This is a genomic window from Trinickia sp. (assembly GCF_051953405.1).
Taxonomy (GTDB): Bacteria; Pseudomonadota; Gammaproteobacteria; order Burkholderiales; family Burkholderiaceae; genus Trinickia.
This window is the reverse complement of record NZ_JBQCIV010000057.1, coordinates 1-19,215: the sequence shown is the minus strand read 5'-3', so window position 1 is coordinate 19,215 and position 19,215 is coordinate 1. Positions and strand designations below refer to the sequence as shown.

The 19,215-nt window shown below is 63.3% G+C and carries 19 protein-coding genes; 5 read left to right on the top strand and 14 right to left on the bottom strand.

Annotated features, from left to right (window positions below):
- The first annotated feature begins 153 nt into the window (after window positions 1-153).
- The gene (locus tag ACTHN9_RS09365) at window positions 154-2,619 is read left to right on the top strand and encodes a penicillin-binding protein 1A (RefSeq protein WP_440536479.1); all 2,466 of its coding nucleotides are present in this window, start codon (window positions 154-156) and stop codon (window positions 2,617-2,619) included.
- A gap of 9 nt (window positions 2,620-2,628) precedes the next feature.
- Here ACTHN9_RS09365 and cyaY read toward each other — a convergent pair whose 3' ends face one another.
- Window positions 2,629-2,946: an iron donor protein CyaY gene (gene cyaY, locus ACTHN9_RS09360; protein ID WP_440536478.1), complete on the bottom strand. Its 318-nt coding sequence runs from the start codon at window positions 2,944-2,946 to the stop codon at window positions 2,629-2,631.
- A 43-nt stretch (window positions 2,947-2,989) separates the two neighbouring features.
- On the opposite strand from cyaY, the gene lptM reads away from it, so the two are divergent.
- Window positions 2,990-3,298, top strand: coding sequence for an LPS translocon maturation chaperone LptM (gene lptM, locus ACTHN9_RS09355; RefSeq protein ID WP_440536477.1), 309 nt, complete (start codon window positions 2,990-2,992; stop codon window positions 3,296-3,298).
- Between the two features lie 14 nt (window positions 3,299-3,312).
- Window positions 3,313-4,575, top strand: coding sequence for a diaminopimelate decarboxylase (gene lysA / locus ACTHN9_RS09350; protein ID WP_440536476.1), 1,263 nt, complete (start codon window positions 3,313-3,315; stop codon window positions 4,573-4,575).
- A 123-nt stretch (window positions 4,576-4,698) separates the two neighbouring features.
- Here lysA and msrQ read toward each other — a convergent pair whose 3' ends face one another.
- The 5 genes from msrQ to ACTHN9_RS09325 all read right to left on the bottom strand — a co-directional run bounded on the left by msrQ (window position 4,699) and on the right by ACTHN9_RS09325 (window position 10,931).
- Complete coding sequence (gene msrQ / locus ACTHN9_RS09345; protein ID WP_440536475.1) at window positions 4,699-5,430, bottom strand: protein-methionine-sulfoxide reductase heme-binding subunit MsrQ; 732 nt, start codon at window positions 5,428-5,430, stop codon at window positions 4,699-4,701.
- 26 nt (window positions 5,431-5,456) lie between these two features.
- Window positions 5,457-6,461: a protein-methionine-sulfoxide reductase catalytic subunit MsrP gene (msrP, locus tag ACTHN9_RS09340; protein ID WP_440536474.1), complete on the bottom strand. Its 1,005-nt coding sequence runs from the start codon at window positions 6,459-6,461 to the stop codon at window positions 5,457-5,459.
- A 213-nt stretch (window positions 6,462-6,674) separates the two neighbouring features.
- On the bottom strand, window positions 6,675-7,844 hold the full coding sequence (gene ccsB, locus ACTHN9_RS09335; protein ID WP_440536473.1) for a c-type cytochrome biogenesis protein CcsB: 1,170 nt from the start codon (window positions 7,842-7,844) through the stop codon (window positions 6,675-6,677).
- 14 nt (window positions 7,845-7,858) lie between these two features.
- The gene (locus tag ACTHN9_RS09330; protein WP_440536472.1) at window positions 7,859-10,093 is read right to left on the bottom strand and encodes a cytochrome c biogenesis protein ResB; all 2,235 of its coding nucleotides are present in this window, start codon (window positions 10,091-10,093) and stop codon (window positions 7,859-7,861) included.
- 178 nt (window positions 10,094-10,271) lie between these two features.
- The gene (locus ACTHN9_RS09325; protein ID WP_440536471.1) at window positions 10,272-10,931 is read right to left on the bottom strand and encodes a c-type cytochrome; all 660 of its coding nucleotides are present in this window, start codon (window positions 10,929-10,931) and stop codon (window positions 10,272-10,274) included.
- Between the two features lie 327 nt (window positions 10,932-11,258).
- Here ACTHN9_RS09325 and yihA point away from each other — a divergent pair, with 327 nt between their 5' ends.
- Together yihA and hemB are read left to right on the top strand one after the other, a co-directional pair.
- Entirely contained in the window at window positions 11,259-11,915 is a 657-nt protein-coding gene (gene yihA / locus ACTHN9_RS09320; protein WP_440536470.1) for a ribosome biogenesis GTP-binding protein YihA/YsxC, read from the top strand.
- Window positions 11,916-12,226: 311 nt separating this feature from the next.
- Complete coding sequence (gene hemB / locus ACTHN9_RS09315) at window positions 12,227-13,225, top strand: porphobilinogen synthase (RefSeq protein WP_440536469.1); 999 nt, start codon at window positions 12,227-12,229, stop codon at window positions 13,223-13,225.
- A 113-nt stretch (window positions 13,226-13,338) separates the two neighbouring features.
- Here hemB and dsbD read toward each other — a convergent pair whose 3' ends face one another.
- The 8 genes from dsbD to rpmJ form a co-directional block, all read right to left on the bottom strand.
- On the bottom strand, window positions 13,339-15,225 hold the full coding sequence (dsbD, locus tag ACTHN9_RS09310; RefSeq protein ID WP_440536468.1) for a protein-disulfide reductase DsbD: 1,887 nt from the start codon (window positions 15,223-15,225) through the stop codon (window positions 13,339-13,341).
- Window positions 15,218-15,544 carry a divalent-cation tolerance protein CutA gene (cutA, locus tag ACTHN9_RS09305; protein ID WP_440536503.1) on the bottom strand — a complete coding sequence of 109 codons (327 nt, stop codon included), beginning with the start codon at window positions 15,542-15,544 and terminating at the stop codon, window positions 15,218-15,220. The genes dsbD and cutA overlap by 8 nt, the downstream gene beginning before the upstream one ends.
- 191 nt (window positions 15,545-15,735) lie before the next feature.
- Window positions 15,736-16,131, bottom strand: coding sequence for a 50S ribosomal protein L17 (gene rplQ, locus ACTHN9_RS09300; protein WP_440536467.1), 396 nt, complete (start codon window positions 16,129-16,131; stop codon window positions 15,736-15,738).
- A 161-nt stretch (window positions 16,132-16,292) separates the two neighbouring features.
- Window positions 16,293-17,270: a DNA-directed RNA polymerase subunit alpha gene (locus ACTHN9_RS09295; protein WP_102645123.1), complete on the bottom strand. Its 978-nt coding sequence runs from the start codon at window positions 17,268-17,270 to the stop codon at window positions 16,293-16,295.
- 124 nt (window positions 17,271-17,394) lie between these two features.
- Window positions 17,395-18,018, bottom strand: coding sequence for a 30S ribosomal protein S4 (rpsD, locus tag ACTHN9_RS09290; protein WP_440536466.1), 624 nt, complete (start codon window positions 18,016-18,018; stop codon window positions 17,395-17,397).
- Between the two features lie 161 nt (window positions 18,019-18,179).
- Window positions 18,180-18,584: a 30S ribosomal protein S11 gene (rpsK, locus tag ACTHN9_RS09285; protein ID WP_017777173.1), complete on the bottom strand. Its 405-nt coding sequence runs from the start codon at window positions 18,582-18,584 to the stop codon at window positions 18,180-18,182.
- 28 nt (window positions 18,585-18,612) lie between these two features.
- On the bottom strand, window positions 18,613-18,978 hold the full coding sequence (gene rpsM, locus ACTHN9_RS09280) for a 30S ribosomal protein S13 (RefSeq protein WP_115537017.1): 366 nt from the start codon (window positions 18,976-18,978) through the stop codon (window positions 18,613-18,615).
- Between the two features lie 41 nt (window positions 18,979-19,019).
- Entirely contained in the window at window positions 19,020-19,136 is a 117-nt protein-coding gene (rpmJ, locus tag ACTHN9_RS09275) for a 50S ribosomal protein L36 (protein ID WP_004199844.1), read from the bottom strand.
- Between the last annotated feature and the right edge of the window lie 79 nt (window positions 19,137-19,215).

Genomic DNA, 19,215 nt, shown 5'->3' with positions numbered 1-19,215 from the left:
TTGTGTCGAGCGCGCCGCCACGCGACCATTCGACCGATCGGCCAACGCCGCATCGCGCGTTCGCCGCGCCGGCCGCTCCGCCTCGGCCGTTAAGCCAATCGAAAGCTGCGACGGGCGCCGCTATAATCGCCGCCATCGCACGTCGGCTTCGTTATGGATTCCCAACCGCTTTCACCCGCCCCGCAATCGCATCCAGCGCCGCAAGCGCCAAAGCCGCCCCGGCGCCGCCGCTGGGCCGCACGATTCATGCTTTGGTGTCTCGGAATCGTCGCGGCCGCCGGTGTCGGCGGCGCGCTCGTGCTGCTCTACGCGCTCGTCGTCGCCACCCCGCGTCTGCCCGCGCTCGACGCACTGACCGACTACCGCCCGAAAGTGCCGCTGCGGATTTATACGGCCGATCACGTGCTGATCGGCGAGTTCGGCGAGGAGCGGCGCGACGTGGTCCGCATCGATGCCGTGCCGCCTTACCTGAAGCAGGCGATTCTCGCGATCGAGGACGCGCGCTTCTACGATCACGGCGGGGTAGATTTGGCCGGTGTCGTGCGTGCCGGGATCGCCGCGCTGACGAACGGTCGCGCGACCCAAGGCGCGAGCACGATCACGATGCAGGTGGCGCGCAATTTCTTTCTGTCCAGCGAGAAGACCTACACGCGCAAGATTTACGAGATGCTGCTCGCCTACAAGATCGAACGCGAACTGACAAAGGATCAGATTCTCGAGGTGTACATGAATCAGATCTATCTCGGTCAACGCGCCTACGGGTTCGCATCGGCGGCGCGCATCTATTTCGGCAAGGACATCGGCCACCTCACGCTCGCCGAAGCCGCCATGCTCGCGGGGCTGCCCAAAGCGCCGTCGGCCTACAATCCAGTGGTCAACCCGGCGCGCGCCAAGCTGCGTCAGCAATACATCCTGCAGCGTATGCTGGCGTTGCACGACATCACGCGCGCGCAGTACGACGCCGCCGTGGCCGAGCCGCTCGCACTGGCCGCGGCGCCCACGCAGCAGTTCAGCGTGCATGCCGAATACGTCGCCGAAATGGTCCGGCAGGCGATGGTCGCCCAGTATCGCGACGAGGCCTACACACGTGGGCTGAGCGTCGTCACCACGATCGATTCGGGCAGCCAAGACACCGCCTATCGCGCCTTGCGCACGGGGCTTCTGAGCTACGACGCGCGGCGCGGCTATCGCGGCCCCGAAGCGCACGTCGATCTACCGCCCGATGCTGGCGGGCGCGCCGAGGCCATCGCCTCCGCGCTCGACAAATACCCCGACAACGGCGGGATCGTCGCAGGCGTCGTCACGTCGGCAGACCCAACCCAAGTGCAAGCGGTGCTCGCCGACGGCACGCAGGCGACCGTGAACGGCGACGGCCTGCGCTTCGCGGCAGCCTCGCTCGCCGCGAGCGCGAAGAGCGGCAACCGCATTCGTCCGGGTTCGATCGTACGGCTCGTCAAAAGCGACGCCGGTGCATGGTCGATCGTTCAATTGCCGCAAGTCGAAGGTGCATTCGTGTCCATCGTGCCGCAGGACGGGGCGATTCGCGCGCTGGTCGGCGGATTCGACTTCGGCAAGAACAAGTTCAATCACGTAACGCAAGCATGGCGGCAGCCGGGATCGAGCTTCAAGCCGTTCATCTACTCGGCATCGCTCGACAAAGGCCTCGGCCCCGCCACGATCATCAACGATGCCCCGCTCTATTTCAGCGCCGCCCAAACGGGCGGCCGGCCATGGGAGCCGAAGAACTACGGCGGCGGCTTCGACGGGCCGATGACGATGCGCACCGCGTTGCAAAAATCGCGCAACCTCGTCTCGATCCGCATCCTCGCCCATATCGGCACGCATTACGCGCAGTCGTACATCACGCGCTTCGGGTTCGACGCCGACAAGCATCCGCCTTATCTGCCGATGGCGCTCGGCGCGGGCCTCGTCACGCCGTTGCAGATGGCCGGCGCTTACTCCGTCTTCGCGAACGGCGGCTACCGGATCAATCCTTATCTCATTTCCGAAGTCACGGATCTGAATGGCGATGTGCTGGCGCGCGCGCAGCCGATCGTCGCCGAGCGCGATGCGCCGCGGGCCATCGATGCGCGCAACGATTACATCATGAACAGCTTGCTGCAAAGCGTCGCGCAGCACGGCACGGGCGCAAAATCGAATGCGCTCGGCCGCAAGGATTTGGCTGGCAAGACAGGGACGACGAACGATTCGCGCGACGCCTGGTTCGCCGGCTATCAGCATTCTTTGGCGGCGATCGCGTGGATCGGCTACGATGCGCCGCGCGGCCTAGGCGATCGAGAGACCGGCGGCGGCCTCGCATTGCCCGTGTGGATGGACTACATGCGCGAAGCCCTGAAAGGCGTGCCCGAATACCAGATGCCGATGCCATCCGAGGTGGTCACGGTGGGCAGCGAACTGTACTTCGACAGCTTCTTACCGGGCCAGGGCTTCGTATCGGCAGTCGGCATCGGCGAAGCGACGCCGCATGGCGGAGAAACCCAGGATGTCGAGGAGGCGGGACAGGCACGCGCCGGCGAGGACGCCGACACGATCGAATCGCCGGCCCCGGTCCACGGGAACGAGCCCCCGGCCGCAGCGCCCTCGCCGGCTATCCAATAACGCCCAGCGTCAAGCCGAAAACGTCACGCGCTCGCCGGCCTGCTGGGTGGCGTAGTCGGAGAGCGACTCGAAGAATTCGCGGCCGTTGCGCGTGTCGATCCATTGGCCGTCGACGAATTTGAAGTGAAAGCCGCCCGCTTTCGCCGCGATCCAGATTTCGTGCATCGGCGGTTGCAAGTTGACGATGATCTTCGAGCCGTTCTCGAATTCGAGCGTCAACACATTGCCGCTACGGTCGAGTTCGATGTCGGCGTCGTTGTCGTCGACGGCTTCCTCGATACTCGAGAGTACGGCTTCAGCGCGGGAAAGGTAGTCGCTGTCGGTCATGCTAAACTCCGCCGGTTAAACTCACAGCTCCTCAGAGACAGTCATGCGAGTCGTTTTCAGGATGAGCGCGATTGTAGCGGCTTTGGCCGTTGCGACAAGCGCGGCACTGACCGGATGCGGTCAACGCGGGCCGCTTTATCTGCCCACCGTCCCGCCGCTGCCTGAGAATCCCGCTCTCCAAACCGCGCCTTCGGCATCGGAGGCGCGCGCCGATTCGCAAGCCGCATCCGGGGCATCCGGCACGGATGCGCCCACTCCGCTCCAACTGGCGCCCGCCGATTCGCTGCGCGCCACGCCGAAGGCGAACGAGGCCGCGCCGCCCGCCGCTTCGAGCCCGGCACCCAATCAATAACGCAGGACTTTCGCATGTCTCACTCCGCCTTCGCCTATGTCGACGGCGTGCTGCACGCCGAAGGCGTCAGCGCCGTTACGCTCGCCGAACGTTTCGGCACGCCGCTGTTCGTGTACTCGCGCGCGGCACTCACCGCGGCCTATCAAGCCTACGCGCAAGCCTGCGCGGGTCATCGAGCGGCGGTGCACGTCTCGGTCAAAGCCAATAGCAATTTGGCCGTCCTCAATGTCCTCGCGCGCCTCGGCGCCGGGTTCGATATCGTTTCGGGCGGCGAACTGGCTCGCGTGCTCGCCGCAGGCGGTCATGCGAAAGACATCGTTTTTTCGGGGGTGGGCAAGAGCGTCGCGGAAATGCGCGAAGCGCTCGAAGCCGGCGTGAAGTGCTTCAACGTCGAATCGATCCCCGAACTCGATCGCCTGAACGCCGTGGCGGGCGAACTCGGGAAGAAGGCGCCGATCTCGCTGCGCGTCAATCCCGATGTCGACCCGAAAACGCACCCGTACATCTCGACGGGGCTCAAAGCGAACAAGTTCGGCGTCGCGTTCGACGACGCCCGCGCCACCTATCGTGCCGCGGCCGCGCTCGAGCATCTGGAGGTCGTCGGGATCGATTGCCACATCGGATCGCAGATCACCGAAATCGATCCTTACCTCGATGCGCTCGATAAGCTGCTGGAACTCGTCGCGCAGATCGAAGCCGACGGCGCGCGAATCCACCATATCGACGTCGGCGGCGGCCTCGGCATCACGTATTCGGACGAAAGCCCCCCCGAGACGGGCCTCTTCGTGCGCACGCTGCTCGAGCGCATCGAAGCGCGCGGCCACGGCCATCGCGAAGTGTTCTTCGAGCCCGGCCGCTCGATCACCGGCAACGCCGGCATCTTGCTCACGCGCGTGGAATTTCTGAAGCCGGGGGCGGAAAAGAACTTCGCGATCGTCGACGCCGCGATGAACGATCTCGCTCGCCCCGCCATGTACCACGCCTATCACGCGATCGACCCCGTCGTGCCCCGGCAAGACGCGCCGTCCGTCTACGATGTCGTCGGTCCTGTTTGCGAAAGCGGCGATTGGCTGGGCCGCGATCGCACGCTCGCCATCGAGCCCGGCGATTTGCTCGCGATCCGCTCGGCCGGTGCCTATTCGTTTTCGATGAGTTCGAACTACAACACGCGGCCGCGCGCCGCGGAGATCATGGTGGACGGCACCGATGTCCACGTCGTTCGCGCACGCGAGACGGTGCCCGAACTGTTCGCCGGCGAATCGATCCTGCCGGCGTAAGCGCTGCCACGCAAGCCGAAAGGGCGGCGCACGTCGCGCCGCCCTTTCCGGGCTACGTCAGGCGAGGCAGCCGCGTGGACAGCCTCGATCCGCTTCAATGGCGATCGCCTCGCCAACGCGAAATCAGGCGCGCTTGCGCAATGCCCATTTCGCTCGTCCCCAAGCGAGCACGCGCCAGCCCAGCAGGACGACAACGATCGCGCCGTAAAGCTTCGGCAAGACAAGATCGTGTTTGCCGGCCTTCATCCACCAAAAGTGCAGTATCGCGAGCCCGGCAATGGCATAGATGGCGCGATGCAGCGTCTGCCAGCGCCGGCCCAATTTGCGCGCCGCCGCCCGGGGGGAAGTTGCCGCGAGCGGAATCAATAAAACGAACGCCGCGAATCCGACCGTAATGAACGGGCGCTTACCGATGTCCTTCAAGATCTCGGCGACATCGAACCATTTGTCGAACCAAAGATAGGTGGTGAAGTGCAGCGTCGCGTAGAAGAAGGCATATAAGCCCAACATCCGCCGAAACCGCAGAACGGCATTGACTCCCGTGATTCGCCGCAGCGGGGTCACCGCTAGCGTGATGCAAAGGAACACGAGCGTCCAAAGGCCTGTCGAGCGCGTGATGAATTCGATCGGGTTCGCCCCGAGACGATCCATCAAGCCGAACAAAACGATCCGGGCGAGCGGATACCAGGCGGCGACGAATACGGCGACCTTGGCTGGCGCAATCCAGCGCTCGGCGCTGCTACCGCGACGGCGGGCGCCTGGGGTCGCATGCGCGGCACGAGCGACGCGCGCGGGCTGCGCGGCCCCGCCGTTGCCCGCCTCGCCGGCCGTCAGCGTTTGGGTATCGACAGACATGAAGCGCTCCATGGGATCCGTTCGAGTCAAAAGTATTTGCGCAGGTCCATGCCCTGATACATCGACGCAACGAGCGCCCCGTACCCGTTGAACATCAACGTCTTACGCTTCGGCTTGAAAAAGCCGTCCTCGCCGATCCGGCGCTCGGTGGCCTGGCTCCACCGCGGGTGGTCGACGTTCGGATTCACGTTCGAATAGAAGCCGTACTCGTTCGGCGCGTAGGTGTTCCAACTGGTCGCCGGCTGCTTTTCGACGAAGCGAATCTTCACGAGCGACTTCGCGCTCTTGAACCCGTATTTCCACGGCAACACGACGCGGATCGGCGCCCCGTTCTGATTCGGCAGCACCTGCCCGTACACCCCGACGGTCAGCAACGTCAGCGGATTCATCGCTTCGTCCATCCGCAACCCTTCCGAGTAGGGCCAATTGAGGATCGGATCGGCGATGCCCGGCATTTGCGAGGGATCGGCCAGCGTGATGAACTGCACGAACTTCGCGTTGCCAGTGGGTTCCACGCGCTTGATGAGTTCGGCAAGCGGATAGCCGACCCAAGGGATGACCATCGACCAGCCCTCGACGCAGCGATGCCGATACACGCGCTCTTCCAGCGGCGCCAGCTTCAGCAATTCGTCGATATCGTAGACCTTCGGGTGCTTGATCTCGCCCTCGACGCTGACTCGCCACGGGTGCGGCCGCAACGTACCGGCGTTCTCCGACGGGTCGCTCTTGCCGGTGCCGAACTCGTAGAAGTTGTTGTACGTCGTGATGTCCTGATACGGCGTGACCTTCTCCGGGACGACGAACTTCCCGTTGGTTGCGGCCGCGAGCTTTTGCGCGCTTGCATTGGGCGATGCGTACGCGCCGAACGCGGCGCGACCGAACCCGAGCGCGCCGCCGGCCACGGCCAACCCTGCCGCGCCCGCCGCCTGCAGCACGCGCCGCCGGTTGTCGAACACCGCGCGCGGCGTGATTTCGTCAGCGGCGATGTCTTCGCCGGTCAATAAGATTCGCTGCTCTCGCTTGATCCACACGATGGAGCTCCTGAAGAAAAATCGGGCCGCCTGCCCGCTCGTTCGTCGAGCGCCTTTTTGGGCCCGCTCGCGCTATATACCGTCGCCGGCGCCGTTTGGATGCATCGCTCGATGTAAAAATACGCGCGCCTCAAAGCAAAACCGCCGCTGGGCGACCATGCGGCGGTTTCTTCGTGACGGGGCGCGATCGAAATCGACGCGAGGCGCAGCCGGTTACAGCTTGCCGTAGCTATGCAGCCCCGACAAGAACATGTTGACCCCGAGAAACGCGAAGGTGGTGACGAGCAGACCCGTGAGCGCCCACCAGGCGGCAGCGGTGCCGCGCAAGCCTTTCATCAGACGCATATGGAGCCATGCGGCGTAGTTGAGCCAAACGATCAGCGCCCACGTTTCCTTCGGGTCCCAGCTCCAATAGCCGCCCCACGCCTGCGCGGCCCACAGGGCGCCGAGGATCGTCGCCACGGTAAAGAACGCAAAGCCGACGGCGATCGACTTGTACATGACATCGTCGAGCACGACGAGCGACGGCAGGCGATCGGTGAGGATCCCGCGCTCGCTGAGCAGGTAAGCCACGCCCACCATGGCGGACAGCGCAAATGAACCGTAGCCGATGAAGTTCGCCGGCACGTGGATCTTCATCCACCAGCTCTGGAGCGCAGGCACGAGCGGCTGGATCTGCTGGGCATCGCGCGCGACCGAATACCACATCAAAAAGCCCACGGCCGCGCTGATGATGAGCAGAACGAACGCGCCAAGCGAACGCGTGCCGTAGTGCTGCTCGTAGTAAAGGTAGAACAGTGCCGTGATGAGACAGAACAGCACGAACACTTCGTACAGGTTCGAGATCGGAATATGACCGACGTCGGCGCCGATCAGGTACGACTCGTACCAGCGCACCATCATGCCCGTGAAGCCCATCAGCACGGCGAACCAGGTCAACGACGAGCCGATGGCCCCGCCCGACGGCGAGCGCGACAAGAGGCCGATCCAGTAGAACAAGGTCGCGAGCACGAACAGTGCGCTCATCCACAGAATCGCGGATTGGCTCGACAGGAAGTACTTCAGAAAGAACGCGGAATCGGCCCGCGACAAGTCGCCGTGATAGATCTGCAACGACAGCAGCGACATCGCCGCGATACCCACGGCCAGCAGCCGGACGGGCTTCCACCGCCAGCCGAGCACGACCAGTGCGGGAACGGCGCACACCAGCACGAGCTTGTCGTAGTAATTCATGAACGCGTGGTAGCGCGCCAGTGCGAAACCGGCGCCGCCCGCTACGGCCAACGCGAACAGCCAATCGAACAAGCCTAAGCGGCGCAGGAACGATCGCTCGTCCAAGGCACCGGGGGCCGAGCTGGAACGGGAAACGTGTGTCAGATCCATGATGAGTACGAGTGTCAATCTTGCGAGCCGGGGGACGATTCGATCGCCGCGTCGAACACCGGCGCTCGAGCGCGTTCGTGCGCGCCGTGGGACGATGCCGGGGCATCGTGCGCCGCCGCACCGAGCGTGGCGCCGACGGCGTCGCGCACCGTCGCGAATTCTTTCTCGAAGTCGAGTGTCTTGCGCGCCGTCGACATCGCCATCACGACGGTCGTGCCCGAGGCGGCATCTTTGAGCCAGAACCAAAGCCGCCGTTCGCGAATGTAGAACATCGAAAAGATGCCGGCGACGAGCAGCAAGCTGCCAAGATACACCACTTTCGTGCCGGGTGCCCGCGTTAGCTGGAACACCGACGCCTGCACCTGCTTGAACGAATCAAGCTGCAAGAAGACGGGAGATCCATACAAAAAGCTATCGGATAGCGCATTGATCGAATCCTGGATAAAGCGGCTCGCGCTCGCCGTCGGCTGTGCGTCGGGCTCGCCCGCGTGCTCGCGCGCGAGCTGCCACAAGTCCCAGGTCGAGCCCTCGAGCATCCGCAGCAGCAACGAGGCCGCCTTTTGCTGTTCCGTCTTCGGCACCGAACGATCGATGAATGTCGCGATCGACTGGAAGCCCCCTGGCGCCATACCGGGCGCCGGCTTGCCGAGGCTATCGTCGGCGCCGGCAAAGAGGGTGAGGACGCGAAGCGCACTGTCCTCGAGGTGGGTGCGCAATTCCGGATTCGAATCGGCGACGGAACGCTGGGCGAAGCGACGCGCCGCTTGCGCGCGCAATTCGGGCTTCTCCAGCGCGGCACGCAACTGCATCCACTCCTTCACACTGCCTTGATCGTCCGCCGGGATTCTCAAATAGCGGAACGGATCGTTCGGCGTCGTGCGCATGCCGGCCAGGAAGAAGCGCGCGCCCTCCACCTGCACGGGCAGCATGTAATTGTTGAATTCGCGCGCCTGGCCGTCCGTGCCGCGAATCTTGTACTGCACCGACGGACCGACATTTTGCAAGTCCATCTGTTTCGACGATTTCGCGCCCGACCCGAGCCGCGCATCGAGCATCTGCTCCACCGAATGATGGACGACCACCCCGCGCGCGTCCGTCTGCCCGCTGCCGTTGGTGATGTTCTCGACATTGATCGCACGGAAATCCGCGAACTCCACCGTTTGCCCGTTCACGCCGGGCATCGATGCCGACAGCGGCGCCGAACTACCGATCGTGCCGGTGACCGGCATCGTCTTCGTCGTGTCGCCCGTCATCGGCCAGGCCGTCATCGTCATCTGCGAGCCGCCGTCCTGGAAGCTCGATTGGTAGATCGACACGCCGTCGTACTCGAACGGCTTGTTCACTTCCACGCGAGCCGGGATCCGTTGCCCGGTCCGGTGATCGACGACGACGATGTCGCTCGCGAACAGTTTGGGCATCCCCGTCGAGTAGTAGTCGACGATGAATTTCTTCAGCTCGATGGAAAACGGCAGGTCTTGAATCAGCGAACCCTTGGGCTGATTGAGGATAGCCGTCGAAACGTGCTGGCCTTCCGGCACCCATGCATAGCCGCGGAACGTCGGATTGGACGGCGAGAGCCGATGCTCGGGCGAAATATCGTTGATGACCGCACTCGTCGAAATGGGCGATTTGCCGAACAGCCACATCTGAAATTTGATCGGCAAATTGCTGTCCATCAGCCCGCCGATGCAAATGACGACGATGGCCAGGTGCGCGAAGATATAGCCGATCTTGGCCAACGCGCCGCGTTTCGCGGCAACGAGCGTCGCACCGTCCGTTTCGCGCACCACATAGCGATAACCGAGCTTGCCCGCCAGCGCGGACAGCCGCTGCGTCGTTTCCGCCCGTGCGCCCCCGGCCTCGTACTCGGCCTTGTGATGGAACGCGCGTAGGCTGCCCTCGCGTACCTTGTCCTTCCAACTCTTCATGTCGGCGATCATCTTCGGACCGTTGCGGATCACGCACAGCGAGATCGAGACGATCAAGAAGCCGAGGATGAGCATGAACCACCAAGCGCTGTAGACGGTAAACAGGCCGGCCGAGCGAAAGATGTCGGCCCAGAACGGACCGAATTGGTTGACGTAGTTGGGGTAGGGATCGTCTTGCGTCAGTACCGTCCCGACGATGCTCGCGATCGACAGCACGACCAGCAGTGCGATGGCGAAGCGCATCGAGCTGAGCAGCTCGATCGTATGCCTGAGGACCCGACGGTCCGACTTCAACTCATAACCCGAAGTGGTGACGCTCATTCAAACTCCTGTCGACCGGGGCGCCGCCTCGGCTGTCGGCCGCGGCTCCGGTCTCATACACGGACTGCAATAAAAAAGGGTGAGGGCCAGCCGCCGAAGGCGGTGGCGCACCCACCCTTTCTTGTTCTCGCCGGGTGGAACCCCGGCTCGTCGTTCGTTCCCGGAGGCGGTCAGGCGGTCAGTGCAGGCCGGCGATGTAATCGGCCACTGCCTTGATCTCGCTATCCGAGAGCCGCGAGGCGATGCCGTGCATCACGTCGCTGTTGTTACGCGCACCTGAGCCCTGCTGGAACGCATGGAGCTGCGCCACCGTGTAATCGGCCCACTGCCACGACAAGCGCGGGTACTGCACGGGAATACCCCTTCCCGTCGGCCCGTGACAGCCGGCGCAGGCCGGCACGCTCTTCTCGGCGATCCCGCCACGGTAAATCTTCTGCCCGTCCGGCACGGTGGCCGGATCGTGCGCAAAATTCGGCTTCGGCGTTTGGCTCGCGAAATACGCCGCCACGTTCACCATGTCTTGGTCGGAGAGCGCCGCTGCCATGCCAGCCATGATCGCATTCGTGCGCGCGGCCGTTTTGGCGCCCGCCTGCACTTTGAAATCTTTCAGCTGCTTGACGAGATACGCCTGCTGCTGCCCCGCCAACTTGGGAAAGGACCCGCTCGCGCTATTGCCGTCCGCCCCATGGCAAGCGGCGCACACGCTGGTCGCGATCGCTTGCCCCCGATTCACATCCGGCTTCGGTGTTTCCGCCGCTCTCGTTTGTGCCGCCAAACTCAACAAACCCGCTGCTGCAACGACTTCAAGCACCTTCAAAGACTTGCACAGTCGATTCATTCGCACACCCGGTTTCGTCTTGTGAGAATAGAGTGTCCTTCCCGCCCGATACCGGGCGCCGCCCTCGCGGACAGCGGGATCATCGCCAAGCGGCCCAGCGATTTCCCGAAAGGTCATGCAAACACTGCGGCGACCGATTACCGCCAAACGTCGCGCGGCCATCAGGACGAAGCGCTTGACAAATGCTTGACAAACACCTCGATCGGTCTCTAGTAAACCTTCGTATTGTACAATAACTCGCTAATCGCCAAGACGCCAGTCGGGCAAGTCCCCGCCTCGTCCGCGCCGTCCTCCGAGCGCTTCCCGCGCTCACCTTCCTGTCCCGCCATGGCCTTCCTGTTGCATCAAGCCCGCTTCTACACGACCGTCAATCATTTGCGCGACCTGCCCGCCACGGTCCAGCCCGAAATCGCCTTCGCGGGCCGCTCGAACGCGGGGAAATCGACGGCCATCAACGTTTTGTGCAACCAAAAGCGGCTCGCCTTCGCCAGCAAGACACCCGGCCGCACGCAGCATATCAATTACTTCGGCGTGGGGCCGGCCGACGAACCGGCCGGTTATCTCGTCGATTTGCCGGGCTATGGCTACGCGGAAGTGCCCGGCGCAGCCAAGGCCCACTGGGAAGCGCTGCTCTCCACCTACCTGCAAAGCCGCGCCCAGCTTCGCGGGATGGTCCTGATGATGGATTCGCGCCGCCCGCTCACCGAACTCGATAGACGCATGATCGAGTGGTTTGCGCCGACGGGCAAGCCCATCCATACGCTTCTGACGAAGTGCGACAAACTGACGCGGCAAGAAAGCGTCAACGCACTTCGGGCGACGGAAAAGGGATTTGCCGAGTATCGGGCAGCCGGCTACAAGGGCGAATTGTCGGCGCAACTGTTTTCGGCGCTCAAACGCGTGGGGCTAGACGACGCCCATGCGCGTCTCGAGGGCTGGCTTGCCGCCGATGCGACCGGGACGGATGGAGGCACGGCGAAATAACGGACCGTAGGCATCGCGTAAGCGAACCGCCGCGCGTTCGCCGTCGCGTGCCGGTGCGGCACAGCGTCGCGGGCGCGATCGTCGCGCGCCAAGGCAACCGCCATAAAAAAACCCGCCGAACGTCGGCGGGCTGAACAGCCTAATCGAAAAACGACAGGCACCCGCTCAGGGAGGAGAAGCGGGGAGGTCCGCGCCATGCGTTCGCTAGAAGGCAAGCGTTTCGCTCGATCGCTATCATATACCATTGTTTGCAAAAGTTTTTGTGCCGGCAGGACCGGCGATTCCTCCCATCCGATAGCGACTTTTCCCCTATGAGCTTCTATCCGCATCACCGCCCTCGCCGCATGCGGCGCGACGATTTTTCTCGTCGACTCATGCGTGAGAACACGTTGACCACGAACGATCTCATCTATCCGGTCTTCATCGTCGAGGGTACCGGCACGCGTCAAGCCGTGCCGTCGATGCCGGGTGTCGAACGCGTGTCGGTCGATTTGCTGCTGGGCGTGGCCGAGCAGTGCGTCGAACTGGGCGTGCCGGTGCTGTCGCTGTTTCCCGCCATCGAGCCGTCGCTGAAAACGCCCGACGGCCGCGAAGCGGCGAACCCCGAAGGATTGATTCCGCGCGCCGTCCGCGAGCTCAAGAAGCGCTTCCCCGAACTCGGCGTGTTGACCGACGTCGCGCTCGATCCCTACACGAGCCACGGCCAAGACGGCGTGCTGGACGAAGCCGGCTACGTACTCAACGACGAAACGGTCGAAATCCTCGTCGAGCAAGCGCGTGCGCAAGCCGAAGCCGGGGTCGATATCGTCGCGCCGTCGGACATGATGGATGGGCGCATCGGGGCGCTGCGCGAAATGCTGGAGAGCGAGGGCCACATCTACACGCGCATCATGGCGTACGCGGCCAAGTACGCTTCGGCGTTCTACGGCCCGTTCCGCGACGCCGTGGGCTCGGCGACGAATCTCGGCAAGAGCAACAAGATGACCTACCAGATGGATCCGGCCAATTCCGACGAGGCGCTACGCGAAGTGCGGCTCGATATCGACGAGGGTGCCGACATGGTCATGGTCAAGCCGGGCATGCCGTACCTCGACATCGTGCGCCGCGTGAAGGACGAATTCCGTTTCCCGACCTACGTCTATCAAGTGAGCGGCGAATACGCCATGCTCAAGGCCGCCGCGCAAAACGGCTGGCTCGATCACGACAAGGTCATGATGGAATCGCTGCTGGCGTTCAAGCGCGCGGGCGCCGATGGCGTGCTGACCTACTTCGCGCTCGACGCGGCGCGGCTGCTGCGCGCGCAGAAGTAAGCCTCGCGCCGCTTCGTCCGATCCCTTGCAGCGCCGGTTACGCACCGGTTAGGCGCCGCAAGGGGCGGACGCGCCCCGTCGCCGCGTGCCGGGCACGCCTTAGCCCGTCTCCTTTACGATGTCGGCGCCGGTGCGATACGGTCTAGACTGCGCAAGAACGTATCGGCCGACTCGTAGCCGACGACACGCAGCACTTCCTTTCCGGATCGATCGAAGAAAATAATGCCCGGCGGGCCAAACAGGTCGAAGCGCTTGAGCAGTGCCTGATCGTCTCCGTTATTCGCCGTCACGTCCGCGCGCAAAAGTTGCAGTTGCGCGAGACGCGCCTTCACGCGGTTGTCCGCGAACGTAAAGCGCTCCATCTCCTTGCAGCTCACGCACCAGTCGGCGTAAAAATCGAGCATCGCGGGCTTGCTGCTCACCTTGAGCAGCGCATCGAGGTTCGTCGAGGACTGAACCGGAGCGAACGCCGTTTGCGCAGCCGCGACGCCGCTCGGCGCCGCCGATTCGCCGCCGGTACGCGCGGCCAGCACCGCGAGCGGGCGCACCGGATCGCTGGAGCCGGCGGCCAGGCCGACAAGCAGCGTCGCCGCCCAGATCGCGAGGGCCGCACCGATCCCTCGCCCCAACCTGCGCCAAACGGACGCAGCCCCGGCGTTCGGCGTGAACAGGCCCAACGCGGCAGCGGCGATCAGTAGCCACAAGGCGGCCAGCAGCATTTGCGCCGTGGAGGGCAGCACGGGCCAGACGATCCAGACGGCCGCCGCGAGCAGCACGACACCGAAAAAGACCTTCACGCCATCCATCCATGCGCCCGCGCGAGGCAGCAGCGTACCGGCACCCAAGCCGATTACGAGCAAAGGCACACCGAGGCCGAGCCCCATCGAAAACAACGCGGTGCCGCCGAGCACGGCATTGCCCGTATGCGCGATGAAGGCTAGGACCGCGAACAGCGGTGCCGTCATGCACGCGCCGACGACGAGCGCCGACAAAGCGCCCATCGCCGCCACGGCCGCGAAGGTGCCCCCGGATCGACGGCTCGACGCTTGCGACACGCCGTCTTGCCAGCGCTGGGGCAGCACGAGGTCCACCCCCGCGATCAATGTCAGCGCGAACGCCGTCAATAGCACGGCGAATGACCCGAGCACCCATGGATTTTGCAGCCACGCGCCGAGCGACTGGCCGACGAGCGCAGCCGCGATGCCGAGCACCGTGTAGACGAGCGCCATCCCGAGCACATACGAAAGCGATAACGCGAAGCCCCGGGCGCGCGTGACTTGCGTGCCCTGGCCGATGATGATCGCCGAGACGATCGGAATCATCGGATAAGAGCAAGGCAGCAGGCTCAGGACTAGGCCAGCCAGAAAGTACAGACCGACCGTGGCCGCGAAGCTACCGCCTTGCAGGAGCGATTGCGCATAGTCTGCGCTCGTCGCCCGCTCGAACCAAGAGGCCTGCTGCGATAGCGACGTTTGCGCGGAACGATCTGCGCCGTCTGCACGACCGGCATGGTCGCCGCCCCCTGTCGCACCCGCGCTAAGGGCGGCTCCGCCCACGCGATAGACATGCTGCGCGGGCGGATAGCAAATGCCCGCATCGGCACAGCCTTGGGAGGTCACAACCAAATCGAACGGGCCAGACGCCGCCTGCACGGGCACCCGGATGGTCAAATCGCCGCGATAGGTTTCGACGTTCTTCTGAAAGGTCGGATCGAACTTGACGTGCCCCGCCGGCAATTGCGCCGCACCGAGCGTGGCGGTGCCGTCTTTGACGGCGAACTGGAAGCGCTCCCGATACAGGTAGTACCCATCGGCGATCTTGAAGTGGACGTCGATTTCATGCGGCTGCTCGTCGGCGCTGAAGCGAAACGCCACCGAGGGATCGAGAAAATCGTCCGCCCGCGCCACGCTAGCCGTGCCCGCGCTAACCGAGGCGAACGCGATGAGCAGCAGCAGGACGCGCGCGAGCACGCGCGAAAAATCGGTAAGTGGCTTAAACATGTGTGGTTCGCTGCGTTTCGGTCTCCACCCATTGGCCATAGGCGTTCGACGCCGAGGCTTGCCACGACAGTAATTCGGGCGTCTCGTAAGGGTGATTCGCAAGAATGAATCGTTCGAGTTCGAGCACGCGAGCCGCGCTCGTCTTGAAGAGCAGCTGGATCTCGTCGGCCGTCTCCACCCCGCCTTGCCAGCGATAGCGGGATCGGACCGCGCCGAGTTCGGTGACGCAAGCCGCCAGGCGCGCGTCGAGCGCTGCTTGTGCAAGCTTTTGCGCCGATTCGGCATCGGGCAGCGTCGTCATCATCAGCACGACAGGCAGGGGCACGGCGTCTCGACCTCTAGGCGTTCCATTACGCCGCTATCGTATCACCGAGCGCGAATTCGCCGCCCGCCCCGCATGCGGCCAATCGGAGGCGTGCCGCACCCTCGCGCAAACAAAAAGGGCCAAGCTCGCGCTTGACCCTTTTCGTTCGACCTCTCGATAGCAAGCCTTATGGCTTGCCGAGAGGCTTATTCCGCTTCTTGCACGTCGTCCGCTTCCACCGGTTCCGGACGGTCGAGCAACTCGACGAGCGCCATCGGTGCGTTGTCGCCCACGCGGAAACCGAATTTCAGGATGCGCAGGTAGCCGCCCGGACGGTTCGCGAAACGCGGACCGAGCACGTCGAACAGCTTCGCGACGGAATCGCGATCGCGCAGACGGTTGAACGCCAGACGGCGGTTAGCCAGCGAGGGCTTCTTGCCGAGCGTGATCAGCGGCTCGACGACTTTACGGAGTTCCTTCGCCTTCGGCAGCGTCGTCTTGATGACTTCGTGCTCGATCAGCGAGTTGGACATGTTACGGAGCATTGCCAGACGGTGGCTGCTCGTGCGGTTCAGTTTCCGCAAACCATGACGGTGACGCATTTCAGTTCCTTGATGGGAAGTTTTGGTCCAGCTCTTCTATCGTCCGCACTCAAGATGCTGCGCGGTGAGGACACGGGCCGGTAAGAAAAAAGACAAGACGCGGATTTTAAAGGAAAAGCCGCGTCTTCGCCAGACGACGGGGTGCGCGCACCCCGACGGACTTACTTGTCGAGACCGGCCGGCGGCCAGTTTTCGAGCTTCATGCCGAGCGTCAGGCCGCGCGAAGCGAGCACTTCCTTGATCTCGTTGAGCGACTTGCGACCCAAGTTCGGGGTCTTCAGCAGCTCGTTTTCCGTACGCTGGATCAGATCGCCGATGTAGTAGATGTTTTCGGCCTTCAGGCAGTTGGCCGAACGCACCGTCAACTCGAGATCGTCCACCGGACGCAGCAGGATCGGATCGATCTGCGGTGCGCGCGACGGAGCTTCGGCAGCCGCTTCCGTGCCTTCCAGCGCCGCGAACACGGCGAGCTGGTCGACGAGGATACGCGCCGATTGACGAATCGCTTCCTCGGGCGAGATCACGCCGTTGGTTTCGATGTTCATCACGAGCTTATCGAGGTCCGTGCGCTGTTCCACACGGGCGCTTTCCACGGCGTAGCTCACGCGGCGAACCGGCGAGAACGACGCGTCCAGCACGATACGGCCGATGATCTTGGCCGTTTCCTCGCCGTAACGGCGCACGTTGCCCGGCACATAGCCGCGGCCCTTTTCGACCTTGATCTGCACGTCGAGCTTACCGCCCTTCGACAGATGCGCGACCACGTGATCGGGGTTGATCACTTCGCAATCGTGCGGCAACTCGATATCGCGAGCCGTCACCACGCCTTCGCCTTCCTTGCGCAGCGTGACCGTGACTTCGTCGCGGTTGTGCAGCTTGAAGACGATGCCCTTCATATTGAGCAGCAAGTTGACGACGTCTTCTTGCACGCCGTCGATCGTCGAGTACTCGTGCACGACACCTGCGATCGTCACTTCGGTCGGCGCGTAGCCCACCATCGACGACAGCAGAACGCGCCGAAGCGCGTTGCCCAACGTGTGGCCGTAACCGCGTTCGAACGGTTCCATGACCACTTTCGCGTGGCTCTCGCCCAGCGATTCCACAGCGATGATCTTGGGCTTCAACAAACTGGTTTGCATAGGTTTTCCTTTTCAATACCCTCGGCTCGTTACACCGATAAGGCTGACCGGTAACACCCTAAAAATAAACAGCCGAGGTGCCCCCTTGCGCAACGCAATCGAGGTACCCCGGCCGTCAATCCGATTAGCGCGAATACAATTCGACGATCAGGCTTTCGTTGATGTCGCCGGCGATGTCACTACGTTCCGGCATTTGCTTGAACGTACCTTCGAACTTCTTCGCATCGACCGCAACCCAGCTCGCGATACCGCTTTGCTCGGCGAGCGACAGCGCTTCGAGAATGCGTGCTTGCTTCTTGGCTTGCTCACGGACGGCTACGACGTCGCCGGCCTTCACTTGCAGCGACGGGATGTTCGACACTACGCCATTCACCGTGATCGACTTGTGGCTCACGAGCTGGCGTGCTTCGGCGCGCGTCGAGCCGAAGCCCATGCGGTAGACGACGTTGTCGAGACGCGACTCGAGCAATTGCAGCAGGTTTTCACCCGTGTTGCCCTTGCGGCGGTCGGCTTCGGCGAAGTAGCGGCGGAACTGACGCTCGAGCACGCCGTAGATGCGCTTCACTTTTTGCTTTTCGCGAAGCTGCGTGCCGTAGTCGGACGTACGAGCGCCCGAGGTACGGCCGTGCTGGCCCGGCTTGCTGTCGAGCTTGCACTTGTCGGCGAGCGAGCGGCGCGCGCTCTTCAGGAACAGATCGGTGCCTTCACGGCGGGACAACTTGGCTTTAGGGCCGGTATAGCGTGCCACTTTGCTTTCCTTCTGGTTTAGTCACGCAAACTTTCGTCTGCGCTAGTTCGTACCCGGGACGGGCCGAACGGTGGGCTTAGATAAACGATCGATGCGCCTACAAGGCGCAAATAGCCTGTTGGCGCACATTCGCGCCAACAGGCATCTTACAGGCGCGCGTCTTAGATACGACGGCGCTTCGGCGGACGGCAGCCGTTGTGCGGAACAGGCGTCACGTCGGAGATCGCCGTGATCTTGATGCCAAGACCATGCAGAGCGCGCACCGCCGATTCGCGGCCGGGGCCGGGGCCCTTGATCCGCACTTCGAGGTTCTTCACGCCGTACTCCATCGCCACGCGACCAGCCGACTCCGCTGCCACCTGCGCCGCGAACGGCGTGGACTTACGCGAGCCCTTGAAGCCCTGGCCACCCGACGTTGCCCAAGCAAGCGCGTTGCCTTGACGGTCGGTGATCGTGATGATGGTGTTGTTGAACGACGCGTGAACGTGAACCACGCCCTCGGCGACGTTCTTCTTGACCTTCTTGCGAACGCGTTGCGCCGCGGTGTTGTTCGAAGCCTTAGCCATTACGTTTTCCTGTAACTGTCAGTCGCGCTTATTTCTTCAGCGATTGGGCAGCGCGGCGCGGACCCTTGCGCGTACGTGCGTTCGTGCGCGTACGTTGGCCACGCAGGGGCAGACCCTTGCGATGACGGACACCGCGGTAGCAGCCGAGGTCCATCAGACGCTTGATGTTCATCGTCACTTCACGGCGCAGATCGCCTTCCACGACGAACTTGCCGACTTCTTCACGCAGCTTTTCGAGATCCGCGTCCGTCAGGTCCTTGACCTTCTTGTTCACTGCGACGCCAGCCGTTTCGCAAATTTGTTGCGAACGCGTGCGGCCAATCCCAAAGATCGCCGTCAGACCGATCACGGCGTGCTGGTGGTTCGGGATGTTCACCCCTGCAATACGAGCCATTGTTTTTCCTCAAACAAAAAGCGCAAGCAAAAGCGCGGCGTTCAGCCTTGGCGCTGTTTGTGGCGCGGATCAGAGCTGCAAATCACGCGCACGACACCTTTGCGCTTGATGATCTTGCAATTGCGGCAAATGCGCTTAACCGATGCCATCACTTTCATGATATTACCCTTTTTTCAAATCACTTCGCCCGGAACACGATCCGCGCACGCGACAGATCGTAAGGCGTCAACTCAACCG